The following is a 15,963-nucleotide window of genomic DNA, read 5'->3' as shown; positions in this document are numbered from 1 at the left end:
TAGCGGCGGTTGCCGCTTTTTATCCTAAAGTTTTTAGTATCTTTTCCAATTCCTTATCTAGTGTAGTGATATTTTCATAAGTTATTTTATCTGCAAAGTATCTTATGAAACCAAAACGATCAATTATTATTAAGGAAGGAACTTTCAAATCCTTTATTTTCTTTTTAAATTGTTCATATACGTAACTATCTGCAGTGAGTAAAACTTTCTTTAGTTCCATACTTTTTTTAAACTTTTTAAGAATGGAAAAATCTGAATCATTTATGTCTACTGCTACTATAACAGTATTTTTTTTCTTTTTAAGAAATTTTTCTAAAGCTAACAAAATTGATTCAGAAGTGGGAGTGTAAAGTCCATTGAGAAAAACAAAAATTGCTTTTTTTCCTTCTAGTTTTTTTCTTGTTAATTTCCTTAAGTTTGCTGTTTGAATTGAAAAGTCAGGTGCAAATATCTTTTTAACTTCAACTGTATAAGGCTTTGTTTCTTTGGGAGGCGTTAATTTGGGAAGAGGCGGAGTTTTTTTAGGTGAAGGTCTTTCTTGAGGAGGAGCTTTAGGTATAAGAATATACCAGTCTCCGAATGAATTTACAGGGATGGATATTACGAATGTTAGAGCTAAGCATGTTCTAGGGAAACCCAACTTTTTAAAACCTCCTCTGGATTTTCTTTTCTCATAAGAGTTTCTCCAACTAAAAAGGCATTAACTCCGGCTTTCCTTAATTTTATAATTTCTTCCTTCCCTCTTATTCCACTTTCAGAAACAAGTACTTTCCCTTCCCCTTTTATTAAGGGTAAAAGTTTAAGAGTTGTTTCTATTGAAACAGTGAAAGTTTTTAGGTCTCGGTTATTTACTCCTATTATTTCGGCATCTGCTTTTAGAGCTCTTTCTACTTCTTTCTCATCATGAGTTTCAATCAAAGGTTCCATTCCTAGTTCTCTGCCTAAAAGAACAAAATCTTTAAGTTGCTCATCTGAAAGTATCGAAACAATGAGTAGAAATGAAGAAGCTCCAAGAACTTTTGCTCCGTAAATTTGAAACTCGTCAATTATGAAATCCTTTCTAAGAACTGGCAGTTTAACCGTTTCTGCAACCTGTTTCAGATAAAAAGGTGAGCCCTGAAAGAATTTCTTATCTGTTAAAACAGAAATTGCTTTCGCTCCTCCTTTTTCGTAGCTTAGAGCAATTTCAACAGGGTCAAAATCTTCTCTTATAACTCCTTTGGAGGGAGAAGCTTTCTTAACTTCAGCAATGATGTTTATTCCTTTTTTGATGAGAGCTTCTTTGAAGTTGTATGGAACTTCCATCTTTTCAGCTTCTTCTCTCAAAACGGAAAGGTTAAATTTTTTCTTTTGCTCTTCAATCTCTACCTTTTTATGTTCAACTATTTTTTGAAGAATGTTCATTTCTTTTTTCTCCTTGCTTTTTCTCTAATCCTTTCTGCTTTTCCTTCGTAGTTTAACTGTTTTGCTCTTCCAACAGCAAGAGTATTTTCAGGAACGTCAGAAGTAATAACAGATCCAGCCGCAGTGATGGAATTATTACCTACTTTGACAGGAGCTATAAAAAGAGTATTACTTCCAACAAAAACGTTTTTTCCAATTTCCGTTTTCCACTTGTTGAATCCGTCGTAGTTACAGGTAATTGTTCCAGCTCCAATATTTGTATTTTCTCCAATTCTGCAATCACCAAGATAGGTCAGGTGGTTTGCTTTGGCTCCTCTTTCAAGGTAGGCATTCTTTGTTTCAACAAAGGTTCCAAGCTTAGCGCTACTTTCAAGGTAAGTTCCAGGTCTTAGCTTTGCAAAAGGTCCTACAGAGGTTTCAGGTTCAAGCACTGCTCCTTTTATCCAAGAGTGGCTTTCAACTTTTGTTTCATCACCAATTGTGGAATCCACTATCTCAGAAAAAGCTCCAAGGTAACAGCCTTTCCCAATCTTTGTTTTTCCTTTAATGTAGATAGGAGCAAAGATTTCTGTATCTATTCCAATTTCAACCTCTGGTTCTATGTAGGCAGATTCCGGGTTGTGGATTGTAACACCAGAAAGCTGAAGTGCTTTTACAATTCTTTCCTGAAGGACTTTTTCAGCTTTTGAAAGTTCATATCTATTGTTGACTCCCATAACGGTTGAAAAGTCGCGGGTGGCTACTGGAACAACTTTCCAGCCTTTACACTTGAAAACCTTTAAAACGTCTGGAAGGTAATATTCGCCTTGAGCGTTATTGTTGTCTATCTCTTTTAGAGCTTCAAACAACTTCTTAGGATCAAAAGAATAAATTCCTGTGTTGACTTCTTTTATCTTTTTTTCCTCTTCGGTTGCGTCTTTCTCTTCTACTATTTTTAAAATCTCTCGGCCGTCTCTTATCACTCTTCCATAGCCTGTGGGGTTATCAATCTCTCCAGTTAAAACAAGCATATCTCCATCTACTTCAGCAAGTCTTTTTATCTCTTCGGCTTTTACAAGAGGAGTGTCTCCATTTAAAACAACTATTTTTTTGTTGTAGTCTTTCAGAAGTTCCTCAGCACACATTACAGCGTGGCCGGTGCCAAGCTGCTGTTCTTGGTAAACAGTTTTTACTTCGGGAAATTCTGATTTTAAGAACTCTTCGACCAGTTCTTTTTTATGTCCCACAACAACGATTATTTCTTCAGCTCCTGCTTTTTTTGCAGCTTTCACAACATACCAAAGTATTGGTTTACCAAGTATTTTATGAAGAACCTTTGGCAGGTCTGATTTGAAGCGAGTTCCTTTTCCTGCTGCGAGGATAACTGCTTTAAAGCTCAATTTTTCCTCCTAAGAGCTTTTTAAAAATAGAAAAGGAACAGTTGAGATAATCTTTTATGATTCTTTTATGATCGAAAACCAGTTTTTCAAAAGGAATTTCATTGTAGGGATAAACTTTTGCTATTTTTGCATCGTCTGAACCCTTAGGTTCTCCTCTTGCAACACATTCAAAGACTACAGAAACACAGTGTCTTCTTGGATCTCTCTCAGGGTCTGAATAAACATGAAATTGTTTTAGAATTATAACGTCAAGTCCTGTTTCTTCTTTCATTTCTCTGATAACTGCTCTTTCCACGGTTTCTCCAACCTCTACAAAACCTCCAGGCAGAGCAAGCCCGATAGGTGGATACTTTCTCTCTATTAGAACTATTCCTATAAACTTTCCATTTTCGTCCTGAACATTTATTATTCCATCAACTGCAACAAGTGGTGTTTCTACCTTGAGCATCAGTCTCCTCCAAGATTTCCATCCATCATTTTTTCTAAAAAGCTTTTCTTTTTCTGTTTTTCGTATTCTTTTCTTAGATCAAAGTCTTTTCCCTTTGCATCAACTAAAACAGCACTGACACTGCCTACTTTTACTTCGGCTACTACTTTTACAGGTATATGTCTTTTATCGGCTGTGAACCAAAAGTAAACCTTACCCCTTCTTTCAAATGCTCCTTTTGGTGAAAGACTACTAGAAGGAACTACTTTGTAGGTTTCTATATCTCCCAGAGGTGTTGATATTCTTTCCTTACTGAGGACTTTAAAACTTACATTTTGAAATTTTTCTCCTGTAAATAAAGGGAAAACCGTTTCTTTTCCAATTTCAAAAACTCCGTATTTTCTAAAAAAGAAAACGGAAGTTATTATATCCTCAAAAGGAATGAACGGAATTTTTATTGTTTTTGTTTGTTTTTCTTTCTCTCCTGGTTTCTTTTTTATGTACTTAATTTCCTTTTTCTTTAAATCATAGGTATAAATCTTATCTTTTACGTAGTTTCCTTCTCGTTGAGAAAGAAAAGTAATTTCTGGAACTTTTGTTTCTTCATTCCATATAGAAAAACCTTTATCTTCTATTGACTTAAACCATTCAGCAATTCCTGCTGTTGAAACTCTTCCAGAAATCTTATAGTGATTCTTATCTATTTTCTTTACTTCTGAACTTGAATTAGCAACGTGAAATATTGTCCAGTATAGCCTATACTTTAGAACCTCTCCATCAAAATCGTAATCAGAAGGTTTTTCCGATATTATGAGTTTCGCTTCAAAGGCAAAAGATTTAGAAAATGAACATAGCATCACCGTAGCTATAAAAACGATAACCTTTCCTAACAGCCTCTTTGTAAGCATTTAGTATCCTCTCTTTACCCGCAAAAGCACTTACAAGCATTAAAAGTGTAGAACGGGGTAAATGAAAGTTTGTTATAAGTGCATCTATTACTTTAAATTTGTATCCTGGATAGATAAAGAGATTTGTAGAATCTTCTCCTTGCTTTACTTTTCCGCTTTCATCTGCTGCGCTTTCTAACGTTCTTGTAACAGTTGTTCCAACAGCTATTACTCGTCTCCCTTCTTCTTTTGCTCTGTTTATCTCAATGGCTGTATCTTCTGGAACATAGTAAGTTTCATAATCCATTTGGTGATCTTCCACGTTTTCTACCTTCACAGGTTTAAAAGTTCCAGGACCTACATGAAGAGTTATGTTTTTAATTATAATTCCTTTGCTCTTTAAATTTTCAAGAAGTTCAGTAGTAAAATGCAATCCTGCAGTTGGAGCCGCAACTGCACCTTCCTTTCTTGCAAAAACTGTCTGATACTTTTCTCTATCCTCAGGTTTTTCTTCTCTCTCTATGTAAGGGGGAAGAGGAATATGTCCGATTTCCTCTATCTTTTCCATAAAGTCTTTATTGGATTTTATTACAAACTCAATAATTCTTTTTCCTTCTCCACTATATTCTTTAACAACTGCTTCAAGTTCTTCGTCAAAAGAAATTTTCCTTCCTTTTTTTAGTTTTCTTGCAGGTTTTGCCATTACTTCCCATGTATTAAGTCCAGGTTGCCTAACAAGTAGGATTTCTACTTTTCCACCAGTATCAAGTTTTCCAAAAAGTCTTGCAGGTATTACTTTTGTATCGTTTATGACAAGAACATCTCCGGCTTTTAAATACTCAACTATATCTTTAAAGATTCGGTGTTCTATTTTTCCCGTGTTTTTATTAAGAACCATAAGTCTTGAAGAGTCTCTTGGCTCGACAGGAAACTTTGCTATCAATTCCTTAGGAAGTTTGTAGTCAAAATCGCTTACTTTCATTTCCTTTCCCGTTTAACTTTTTTCATGTTAAATTTATGATTCAAATCAAGAAAAGGACATCTGAAAAACAATAGCTTTCGTTAGCATTCATTAGCTATCGTTAACAGATGTCCTTCGCTACCTTTTGCAAGGTAGGAACTACTATCCCTTATCTCCTTAAAGAGACTCAGGGAATACTTTTCATGTGGAAAAAGAGTTATCCTAACAGCTCTACTGAGCTTATCTATCCAGTTTGAAAGTTTTAAAAATCCTTCTCTGACTCTTTTTCCGAGCTTCTTAATCGCAATATTTAAAGCTCCATTAAGGTCTGCATTAAAAACTTTGTTGAGTTTTAAGTCTTTGAAAAGACCTCTCTTTATCCTTTTACCTGTAATTTTTAGTTTCTTCACGTCTTCTTCTGTTATTTCTTTTTTGTCCTTTCCTGTTATTTCTTCTATGTTACCTGTTATTGAAGAAACTTGAGATGTATAAGGTTCTGGTTCTTTCAAAAATTCTATTCCAGCTAACTTGCATTTATACTCTAGTTTTTGTATCAGCTTACCAAGTGGTATTTGTCTAAACTCTTGATTGAATCTTTTTCCTTTTGTCCCTTCTTTTTTGTATTCTTTAGTCAAAGAGTCTGAAATGATTACTCTTCCTATTCCTTCTTTTAAACAGATAGTAACTATAAAGTTTGATACCATCCCAAATATCTGTTCTATCCTCTTTTTCCTATAATTCCAGAGTTTCTTGTGTTCTAATTCTTTTCCTTCACTTTGGAGTTTTGTTGATAGCTTGTTTACCCATTGGTTGAATGCTTTTAAGGGATTGCCATTGATGATAAACGACGGTAAATCCTCTTTGTTGGAAACTGCAGAAATCAAATTCTTGACTCCCAAGTCAATTGAGAGGAAAAACTCTTTGTTTAGAATAACTTCACTTTTAGGAACTTCATAGCTTGTTAGATAAGTTACTTCTCCTGATGCTGACCAGTTTATTTTGATATGTTTTATTTTTAAACTTTCAGGAACTTTAAACTTAACTGCTCCAAAATCTTTTCCAATTCTAACTACTATGTGGTTAGAATTTCTTTTTCCTTGAAGTTTTCTTTTATCTACAACCATATTGGGATTTGTTTCAAGAGTGAAGGAGTAAAGAGTATTTAGCTTTCTTGGCTTTGGAAGTGATGCTTTTTCTCCTTTTTTCCACTTTTCTAGGATATTTTTGAACTCCTTTGCCACAACTCCAACGAGAGCTTTTGCTGTGTCTGAACCTATCTTTTCAGTCCACAAAACAACAAGTTCTTTCTTCCAGTTTCTTATATTTTCATTCTCAAAAGGTAGGTTTTCTCTACCTTTAATGAATTTTTCGAGGAATGTTTTTAATAGAAAGGGTTTTATATCTTTTGTGTTTTTGTGATATTCTAACGCACATAGGTAAAGAAGATTTTTAAACTGCTGGAAGGTTTTTGAAGCTCTTTTTAGTTTGTTACAGGTGCTTCTTTTGATAGTGGAGATGGATAAGGTAAGGAGCAAGGTAGGACTCCTTTTTGATGTTCTAGAATGAATTTATATTCGAGATATAGAAGTGACAAGTTGTATAAAGACTAATGATTTATAAGGAAATGTAATGTGATCAAGAACTGTTTGCAAGGAGGGGAAGGGTGTTTGAAATTGACACGCCAAAATGGCATGTTGTTTATATTAAACCAAGAAAAGAAGAAGTTGTAAAAGTTCAGCTTGAAAGGATAGGTATTAAAACTTTTTATCCAAAAGTAAAAGTTGTTAAAAAGGGCATAGAGAAAGTAGAGCCTATGTTTCCACTTTACATGTTTGCAAAGTTTTCAGTAGTCAAAGATTTCTTCAATGTTCATTTCGCTAGGGGTGTTAAAAGAGTGGTAAAATTCGGAAATCAGGTACCTTCTTTAAGTGAAGAGTTTATTGAGTATCTAAGATCTGTTAATGGCTGTTTGATAGAGAATAAATTGGGAATTAAGGAAAGTGATTGTGTAAAGATAGTTGATGGACCTTTTAGAAATTTTACAGGTAAAGTTCTCAAGATGAAAAGGGGTGAAGAAAGAGTGGTTGTACTTTTGAAGGCTATGAATTCTCTAACGCTTGAGGTACCAGTTGAATATGTAGAAATTACGACGGAGAGAAAGAATGCTTGAGATAGAAAGAGTTAAGGAACTTTCTCAAAATGGTTATAACCTAATTCCGGTTTTTAAAGAGGTTCTTGCTGATCTTGAAACTCCTCTTTCTGCGTTTTTAAAACTTAAGCCTTTGGGAGCAAATATGCTCCTAGAGAGTGTAGAAGGAGGAGAGAAGTGGGGTAGATTTTCTATTATTGGAATTGGAAGTTTGATTACGATAAAAAGTAAGGGGAATTTTGCTCTTATAGAGAATCTAGGTAGAATAAAAGTTAGGACTTTTAAAAATGATCCTCTTGAAGTTCTTGAAGAAGTTTATTCATCTCTTCGTCCTTATAAGTTGGAAGGTCTTCCAAAAGTTTGGGGAGGTTTTTTCGGTTATCTTTCTTATGATGTTGTTAAGTTTTTTGAGCCAAGAGTTAATGTAAATAGATTTAAAGAGGACTCTTTTTTATACGATATGGTTTTTTCAATTCCAGAAGTTCTCCTTGTTTTTGATAACGTAACTAAGACTTTAAAGATAATTTCTTATATTTTGACAGAAAAAGGAGAGCTTGAGAACGAGTATAGAAGAGCGGTAGAAACTATAGAGAAGATAGAAGAGCTCCTTAAAAAAAATTCTCCTCACAGAGAAATCGAGCCTGTTGGTTCTGAATCTTCTTGGCAGGTAAACTTTAGCAACGAAGATTTTATGAAAGCAGTTGAAAAAGCAAAAGAGTATATAAGAGCAGGAGATGTTATCCAAGTAGTTCTTTCAAGACGTTTTGAGAAATTTTTCTATGGAGACCCTTTAACTCTTTATAGGGCTTTAAGACACATAAATCCTTCTCCTTACATGTACTTTCTTGACTATGAGGACTTTCAAATAGTTGGAGCTTCACCTGAAGTTCTTGTAAGAGTAGAAGACGGAACTATTGAAACTCGTCCGATTGCTGGAACAAGGAGAAGAGGTAAAACGTTAGAAGAAGATATCGCAATGGAAAAAGAGCTCTTATCTGATGAAAAGGAAAGAGCTGAACACATTATGCTTGTTGATCTTGCTAGAAACGATGTTGGCAGAGTTGCCGAAACTGGAAGTGTGAGAGTAACAGATTTAATGATTATAGAAAGATACTCCCATGTTATGCATATTGTTTCTAACGTAGTTGGAAGCTTAAGAAAGGATAAAAGTATTTTTGATGTTCTTAGAGCGTGTTTTCCTGCTGGAACTGTTTCTGGAGCTCCCAAAGTAAGAGCCATGGAAATAATTGACGAAATAGAGCCTTCAGAAAGGGGAGTTTATGCTGGAGCAGTAGGCTATTTTTCCTTTGATGGAAATCTTGACACTGCGATAGCTATAAGGACAGCAATCGTCAGAAGAAATAAAGTTTATATTCAAGCAGGTGCAGGAATCGTTGCAGATTCTATTCCGGAGTTAGAAGTAAAAGAAACTGTAAACAAGGCTAAGGCACTTTTTAAGGCAGTAGAGCTCGCAGAAAAAGGATTAAAGGGATGAAGCTATTTGATATTGAAGCTGAATACTCAGTTTTAGGTTCAATGATAGTCCAACCCTCTTTCATCTTTAGAGGTGTTGAGCTTCTGCAGCCAGAAGACTTTTTTAAAGAGCAAAATAAAGTACTTTTTAGATTTATTAGGGATCTTATTGCCGAAGGATATACAGAAACACAGCTAAATGAGATTTCATTTAAAGATGAGCTTATAAAAAGAAATCTCTTTGAGAAAGTAGGGGGAGAAGAACATTTAGGTTATGTCGTAGAATTTGCATTAGATAGTTACGAAAAGTTTGAATCCGCTTGCAAGATAGTAAAAGATAAAGCACTTCTTAGAAAGATTATTGATGTCGCAAAACACATAAATGAAAAAGTGGAAGAAACACCTGATCCTGATACTTTAATAGATGATATAGAAAAGAGAGTCTTTTCACTTTCAGAGGAAAGAATAACAAATACTCTTACTCCCATCTGTGAAGTTATTCCGGAAATAGTGAAAAAGATAGAAGAGTTGGCTTCTAGAAGGGAGATGGTCACAGGTCTCCCTTCTGGTTATACTGAACTTGATAGAATGACTTCAGGTTTCCATGATTCCGATCTCATAATCTTAGCAGCCCGTCCATCTATGGGTAAAACTGCTTTTGCTTTATCGATTGCTTATAACATTGCGGTTAAAGAAGGAAAAACAGTGGCTTTCTTTAGCCTTGAAATGTCAAAAGAGCAAATAGTGACAAGGTTAATTTCTCAAGATTCAGGAGTTCCTCTTCACAAAATTCGTTCAGGTTTCCTCTTTCCTCAGGAAATAGACAAGATACTTGAATCTGCTGACAGAATCAGGGAAGCACCAATTTACATTGATGACACTCCAGGAATTACCATCTTAGAAATGAGAGCAAAATCAAGGAGACTTCAAAGCGAAAAAGGACTTGATTTAATTATAGTTGACTATCTTCAGCTTATGAGGGGAATCAGAAGAACAGAAAGTAGACAGCAAGAAGTTTCTGAAATTTCTCGCTCTCTTAAAGCACTTGCAAAGGAGCTAAATGTACCGTTAATTGCTCTTTCTCAGCTTTCCCGACAGGTTGAGCACAGATCAGATAAGAGACCTCAGCTTTCTGATCTAAGAGAAAGTGGTTGTTTAACAGGAGATACTTTAATAATTGATGCAGATACTGGAAAGAGAATTCCAATAAAAGAGCTTGTAGGAAAAACTTTTAATACTCTTGCTCTTGATACCGATTTAAAGATACGCAAGTTTAGAGTGACAAAAGTTTTTCCTTCTGGAAGGAAAAAGGTTTATCTTTTAAAAACACGTTCTGGTAGGGAGATTAAGGCAAGTGCCAATCATCCGTTTCTAAAACTCTCTGGATGGGTTAGACTTGATGAACTGAAAGTTGGAGACTGGATAGCTGTTCCACGTCAATATAATCTAGAAGTTAGGGAAGATTCATTAAAAGAGGAAGAGGTAATTCTTCTAGCTCATTTGATAGGTGATGGTTGTGTACTTCCGAAACAGCCGATACACTACACATCAGCAGATTTAGAAAACATAAACATAGTGAAAGAAGTTGCTGAAAGGCTTTACGGAATAAAAGGAAAAGTTGTAAAGCAGGAGAACTGGTATCATCTTTATCTACCGTCTCCCTATAGACTTACACACGGGAAAAAACATCCAATTACGCTTCTCTATGAAAGATTAGATCTTAAAAGAGTTAGAGCTTATGAAAAGGAACTTCCAGAAAAACTGTTTGAATGCGACAACCAAAAACTAAAGCTTTTTGTAAAGCATCTTTGGGCAACGGATGGAAATATAAGCATTTCAAAAGGTAATGTTTCAATTTACTACTCTTCAACAAGTAAAATCTTAATACACCAGCTACAACATCTATTGCTAAGGTTAGGAATCCTTTCAAAAATTGCAATTTCAAAGAAAGAGAACTTTAGACCAACTTATCAGCTCCACATAACCGATAGAAATAATCAATTAAAATTCTTAAAAGAAATAGGTTGCTTTGGTAGTAGAGGAAAAATAATACCTGAAGCGATTAGAATTTTAAGTAATAGGAAATACAATCCGAATAAGGATGTTATTCCTAAGGAAGTATGGACTCTTTATGTGAAGAGAAGTAAGGATAGATATGGTATTTCATGGAGGGAGCTTTCTAAGAGGATTAATACTTCGTATTGTGGTTCTACTCTTCTTAAACATGGAGTTTCAAGAGAAAGGCTTTTAAGGATATTTGAAGCAATTCCCGATGAAATTCTCTTTAATCTTGCGACCTCAGACATTTTGTGGGATGAGATTGTAGAGATAAAGGAATTAGGTGAAGAGGAAGTTTATGATATGACTGTTCCTGAAGTTCATAACTTTGTAGCAAATGACGTCATTGTTCATAACAGTATTGAGCAAGATGCAGACGTTGTGATGTTTATCCATAGACCGGAGGTCTATAAGAAGAATCCTGATCCCGAGGAGCAAGGAATAGCAGAGATAATTATTGCAAAGCAGAGAAACGGTCCTACAGGAACGGCAAAACTTGCATTTATAAAGGAATTTACAAGATTTGAAAATCTTGAGGAATCAGCTGTTCAACATGTTGTAGAAGAAGAAAAGGAAGAAAAGGAAGAAGTTAAGGCTCCTCCAGAGGAACCTTTTATAATAGAAGATAATCAGTTTAACTTTGATGATTCAGAAGATTATGATTTTGACTTTTAAGGCAAGATAATGTTTTTCAACCATTCCCTATTTTCAATGTGCCAATCTACTGTTTTTTTCAATCCTTCTTCAAGAGGAATTTGCGGTTCCCAATCTAAGATTCTTTTTGCCTTTTCTATGTCTGCCCAAGTTGCTTTTAAGTCTGCCTTATGGAAAGGTTTATAGATTTTTTCTGCCTTTTTACCAATATATTCTTCAATTAACTCTATAACGTAATTAAGTTCGTAAGGTTTATTTCCTCCTAAATTGATTATTTCATAACCTGTTTCTGTCTCAAGTGCTTTAACTGTTCCCTTTGCTATATCATCAATATATGTAAAGTCTCTACTTTGAGTTCCGTCACCAAAAATTTCTATAGGTTTTCCTTCATCTATCCACTTTATGAACCTAAAAATACTCATGTCAGGTCTTCCAATAGGACCGTAAACTGTGAAATATCTTAAAACTGTTACATCAATGCCATAAAGATAGTGATAGGAATAGGCTACTGCTTCAGCACCTTTTTTACTTGCAGCATAAGGAGAAATAGGTGTATTAACAGGCAAATCTTCCTTAAAAGGCATAGGTTGTCCAGCGTAAAGGGAGGAAGTAGAGGCAAGAACAAACTTTTTTACTTTTTTATCTTTCATTAATTCAAGAAGGTTTAAAGTTCCTGTTGTATTCGTTCTTACATAAACGAAAGGATCTATTAGGCTATACCTTACACCTGCCCTTGCTGCAAGGTTGATGACTCCATCTATTTTATTATCTTCAAATATGACTTTTAGAGCTCCAAAATTCTCTATATCAACTTGGTAAAACTTAAAATTCTTGTTTTTCTCTAAATTTTTTAGTCGATATTCTTTTAGTCTTACATCGTAATAATTATTTAGGTTATCAACACCTATAACGTTATACCCTTTTTGAATAAGTATCTCGGCAGTTTTATATCCAATGAACCCAGCTGCACCAGTAAGAAAAACTGTTTTCATTTCTCTATCTCCTTTTTTTTCTCAATTATACACAGAATAAAGTATAATTTCATTGTGCCAAGGAGGGTTTCATGTTTATAAAGTCCTTAAAATTAAAGGGATTTAAATCTTTTGCAGATGAGACTGAAATTAGGTTTTCTAAAGGAATAAACTGTATTGTAGGTCCAAACGGTTGTGGTAAAAGCAACATAGTTGATGCTCTTAAGTGGATTGTAGGAGATACTTCTATTAAGGGAATGAGAGCATCGAACATAAAGGATGTGATTTTTAAAGGTTCAGAAGGAAGAAGAGCTGCAAGAAGTGCTGAGGTTTCTATAACACTCATTAAGGATGATCTGTTTACTTTTTCGGAGTCTGAGGTTGAGCTCAAGAGGAGGATTAAATCTACAGGAGATAGTGAGTTCCTGATCAATAATAGAAAGGTCAGATTGAAGGATATTCAGGAATTTTTTGCATCTATTGGACTTGGAAATAGGGATTATGCTTTTTTTGAACAGGGACAGATAGATAGAGTTTTGAAGATGAAACCGCAGGAAAGAAGACTTCTCATAGATGAAGCTGCTGGAATAACTTCTTTTAAAGAAAAGAAAGAAGAAACTCTCCAAAAACTTTCTGAAGCCGAGCAAAACCTTGAAAGTGTAAGAAGTGTTATAGATGAAGTGGGAAAAAATTTAAGAACTTTAAAAAGTCAGGCTGAAAAAGCAAAAAAGTTTCAAGAGCTCCGAAATCTTGAAAAAGAGCTCGAACTCAAACTTTTAGGACTTCAGCTAAAGAACTTGAGACTTGAAAAAGAAGTTTCTGAGAATTCTCTAAAACTACTTCAGGAAGATAGAATATCTCTTGAAAGAGAAGTGTCAGTCCTTCAGGTTGAATTAGAGGAACTAAGGAAAGAGTTAGAAAGCATCACAAAAGAAATAGAAGAAACCTCTCAGGAGCTATATGAAGTTGAGAAAAGCAAAAAAGAAGCTTCTGTTAAAAGGGAATTTTTGCAGAAAGAAATAAAAAGGTTAGAAGAAGAACTAAAAGAAAAAACGTTTGAGAGAGAGCACAAAATAAGAAAAATAGAATCTATAAGAAAAGAGCTCCAATTAATTTTCCAAGAAGAGTCAGAACTTCAAAAAAAATTGGAAGATTTAGAAAATAGAGAAAAAGAAAAAGAAAGAATAGTTAAAGAGCTCCAGCAGAAAAGAAAAGCTTTTGAAGAAAGACTTAAAGAATTAAAGTCTTCTTTGTCGACAACATCAACACAAATATCTAAACTTCAACTTGATATGGCAAGAGAAGAAGAACGATTTAAGTCACTTAAGAATATTAAGGAAAAACTTCCAGGCGAAATTGAGAAGCTCCAAAAAGAAAAAGAATACTACTTATCTTACATAGAAAGGTTTGTAGAAAAAGAAAATTCTTTAAAGGAGAAAATAGAAAAACTTAAAGAGGAACTTGAAAATCTGAAAAAAGAAAAGAAAGAACTCTTAGAAAGATTGGAAGTTATAAACTCTGAAGTTTCAGAGAAACGAGAAGAAATTGTTTCTTTGAGATCGAAGATAGAAAGTATAGAAAAGTTTCTTACTTCTATAAATCTTGGAAAATTAGAAGAAAAAATTATTGAAAGTGGAAAAAAAGGAAAAGTAAAGGGATATATTGGACTTCTTGTAAATCTTATAGATGTTGATAATGGGTGGGAAAAGATTGTAGAAAGTTATTTATCACAATTTGGAGCAGGTATAGTTCTTGAAACTTTTGAAGATGTAATTTGGGTAAAGGAAAGAATAAAAGGAAGTGGCAGAGTTTTACTTCTTTCAGCAGATGTTGGAAATGTAAAAAAGATAGAGATAGAAGAAGCTAAACCTGTTATTTCTCACGTTAAACCAAAGGATTTGAGAATTTTAAACCTTGTAAATGTGCTCTTTTCAAATGTTTTCTTTGTACCTTCTGGTGCAGAAAGACTTGCAAGGAAATACCCTCAATGTGTTTTCATAGACGAAGAACTTAACATTTTTACAGGAACAGGTTCTATTGTAGGAAAGTTTAAAAAGAACTCCCTTCTTGAAATGGAAAAAGAGCTTGAAAACTTAAAAGAAAAACTTACTCGTGAAGAAAAAGTTTTATCTTGTCTTCAGTCTAAAGTTTTACCTATTAGGGAAGAAATAGATGAAAAGGAAGAAGGAATAGATTCTTTGAAAGAAGCTATTCAGCAAAAGAAAATGGAGCTTTTTGAAGTTGGTTCTAAGATTAAGGAAGCAAGAAGAAAACTTGCGGATTTAGAAAGAAAAGAAAATGAACTTGAAGATAAGCTGAAAAGGGCAGTTGAATCTATTAACTCTTACAATTCAAGGAAAGATATTTTTCTACAAAAAATAGAATCTCTTTCTAAAAAGAAGGATGAACTAGTAAAAGAAATAGAGAAATTAGAAGAAGATATTAAGAAACTAGAAGCAAACATTGGAATTGAAAAAGAGGAGTTATCTAAGTATGTTTCAAAAAAGATTCTCCTTGCAGAGAAACTAAAGAACTTAAAAGAAAGAAAAGAAAGTAAGGAACGCTTTGTGAGAACACTGCAGAAAGAAATTGAGGAAATAGAAAAAAGGATTGAAAAGGATGAAGAAAATTTAAAGAAAGCAGCAATTGGAGTAAAAAGAGCAGAAGAAATTCTAGGAGGAGTTGATGAGTCAATAGATGAAATTAAAAAAGAGCTTCAACTTCTTGAGGAGAGAAGAGGAGAAATTACATCTATGGTAAAGACTAAAGAAGAAGCTTTAAAAAGTAAAAATAAAGATCTATCCGAAGTTCAAAATAAGTTAAAAGAAACGGAAGTTGCTGTTGCAAGGTTTAATGTAAAAGAGGAAGAGATAATTTCCAAGATACTTGAACTTGAAAAGAGTGTTTCTGATGCACTTGAGGCAGCTTTAGCTGCAGGGAGCGAAGAAGAAGTAAAAAAAGAGCTCATAAATCTCAAGGAAAAAATTTCAAAAATCGGAAATGTAAACTTTCTTGCTATTGAAGAATACGAAAAAGTAAAAGAACGCTATGGATTTATTTTAGAACAGGAAAAAGATCTAATAGAATCAATAAAAAACCTTAGAGAAGCTATAAGAAAACTTGATGAAGAGATAGAAAAGAAGTTTACAGAAACGCTTAAAGCTGTTAACAGGAATTTTAGAAGAACCTTTAAACAAATTTTTGGTGGTGGAGATGCAAAGTTAATTCTTACTGATAAGAATATCTCAGAAGCAGGAATTGAGATAGAAGCAAAGCCTCCTGGAAAAAAACACAGTAATATTAATCTTCTTTCTGGGGGTGAGAGAACTTTAGTTGCCCTTGCATTTCTTTATGCTCTTTATTCAGTTCGTCCTGCTCCATTTGTTGTTTTAGATGAAGTTGATGCAGCATTAGATGATGCAAATACGCTAAGATTTATAGAACTTCTCAAACAGATGGCTCTTGAAACTCAAGTTATAGTAGTTACTCACAACAAGTTAACAATGGAAGCTGCTGATGTTCTTTATGGAGTAACAATGGAAGTACCTGGCGTTTCTAAGATAATAGGAGTTTCTTTTGAATCTATTTTATCGGTATAGT

12 protein-coding genes are annotated in these 15,963 nt (G+C 34.1%); 4 read left to right on the top strand and 8 right to left on the bottom strand.

What is annotated here, in order from left to right; translation table 11 throughout:
- Nucleotides 1-19 precede the first annotated feature (19 nt).
- The 7 genes from DESTER_RS07510 to DESTER_RS07480 form a co-directional block, all read right to left on the bottom strand.
- Nucleotides 20-640, bottom strand: a complete 621-nt coding sequence (locus DESTER_RS07510; protein ID WP_013639041.1) for a redoxin domain-containing protein — start codon at nt 638-640, stop codon at nt 20-22.
- The gene (gene trpC, locus DESTER_RS07505) at nt 616-1,404 is read right to left on the bottom strand and encodes an indole-3-glycerol phosphate synthase TrpC (protein WP_013639040.1); all 789 of its coding nucleotides are present in this window, start codon (nt 1,402-1,404) and stop codon (nt 616-618) included. The genes DESTER_RS07510 and trpC overlap by 25 nt, the downstream gene beginning before the upstream one ends.
- The gene (glmU, locus tag DESTER_RS07500) at nt 1,401-2,783 is read right to left on the bottom strand and encodes a bifunctional UDP-N-acetylglucosamine diphosphorylase/glucosamine-1-phosphate N-acetyltransferase GlmU (protein ID WP_013639039.1); all 1,383 of its coding nucleotides are present in this window, start codon (nt 2,781-2,783) and stop codon (nt 1,401-1,403) included. Before glmU ends, trpC begins: the two co-directional genes overlap by 4 nt.
- Nucleotides 2,773-3,231 carry an NUDIX domain-containing protein gene (locus DESTER_RS07495; protein WP_013639038.1) on the bottom strand — a complete coding sequence of 153 codons (459 nt, stop codon included), beginning with the start codon at nt 3,229-3,231 and terminating at the stop codon, nt 2,773-2,775. The genes glmU and DESTER_RS07495 overlap by 11 nt, the downstream gene beginning before the upstream one ends.
- Nucleotides 3,231-4,118 (bottom strand): DUF3108 domain-containing protein, encoded by an 888-nt coding sequence (locus DESTER_RS07490; protein ID WP_244829529.1) that lies wholly within the window; start codon nt 4,116-4,118, stop codon nt 3,231-3,233. Before DESTER_RS07490 ends, DESTER_RS07495 begins: the two co-directional genes overlap by 1 nt.
- Nucleotides 4,048-5,079, bottom strand: a complete 1,032-nt coding sequence (gene queA, locus DESTER_RS07485; RefSeq protein WP_013639036.1) for a tRNA preQ1(34) S-adenosylmethionine ribosyltransferase-isomerase QueA — start codon at nt 5,077-5,079, stop codon at nt 4,048-4,050. Before queA ends, DESTER_RS07490 begins: the two co-directional genes overlap by 71 nt.
- A gap of 80 nt (nt 5,080-5,159) precedes the next feature.
- Complete coding sequence (locus tag DESTER_RS07480) at nt 5,160-6,593, bottom strand: RNA-guided endonuclease InsQ/TnpB family protein (protein ID WP_013639035.1); 1,434 nt, start codon at nt 6,591-6,593, stop codon at nt 5,160-5,162.
- Nucleotides 6,594-6,721: 128 nt separating this feature from the next.
- Here DESTER_RS07480 and nusG point away from each other — a divergent pair, with 128 nt between their 5' ends.
- From nusG to DESTER_RS07465, 3 genes are read left to right on the top strand one after another with little or no spacing between them, the layout of a single operon-like run.
- Entirely contained in the window at nt 6,722-7,228 is a 507-nt protein-coding gene (gene nusG / locus DESTER_RS07475) for a transcription termination/antitermination protein NusG (RefSeq protein ID WP_013639034.1), read from the top strand.
- Complete coding sequence (trpE, locus tag DESTER_RS07470; RefSeq protein WP_013639033.1) at nt 7,221-8,702, top strand: anthranilate synthase component I; 1,482 nt, start codon at nt 7,221-7,223, stop codon at nt 8,700-8,702. Before nusG ends, trpE begins: the two co-directional genes overlap by 8 nt.
- Complete coding sequence (locus DESTER_RS07465; protein WP_013639032.1) at nt 8,699-11,413, top strand: replicative DNA helicase; 2,715 nt, start codon at nt 8,699-8,701, stop codon at nt 11,411-11,413. Before trpE ends, DESTER_RS07465 begins: the two co-directional genes overlap by 4 nt.
- Here the strand turns inward: DESTER_RS07465 and DESTER_RS07460 are convergent.
- Nucleotides 11,410-12,384, bottom strand: coding sequence for an SDR family NAD(P)-dependent oxidoreductase (locus tag DESTER_RS07460; protein ID WP_013639031.1), 975 nt, complete (start codon nt 12,382-12,384; stop codon nt 11,410-11,412). The two genes, DESTER_RS07465 and DESTER_RS07460, sit on opposite strands and share 4 nt — an antisense overlap.
- Before the next feature lie 71 nt (nt 12,385-12,455).
- On the opposite strand from DESTER_RS07460, the gene smc reads away from it, so the two are divergent.
- Nucleotides 12,456-15,962 (top strand): chromosome segregation protein SMC, encoded by a 3,507-nt coding sequence (gene smc, locus DESTER_RS07455; protein WP_013639030.1) that lies wholly within the window; start codon nt 12,456-12,458, stop codon nt 15,960-15,962.
- The last annotated feature ends 1 nt before the right edge of the window (nt 15,963 follow it).

Source organism: Desulfurobacterium thermolithotrophum DSM 11699 (assembly GCF_000191045.1).
GTDB lineage: Bacteria > Aquificota > Aquificia > Desulfurobacteriales > Desulfurobacteriaceae > Desulfurobacterium > Desulfurobacterium thermolithotrophum.
Note: the sequence above shows the minus strand (reverse complement) of the source record. Positions and strands in the feature narration are given on the sequence as shown.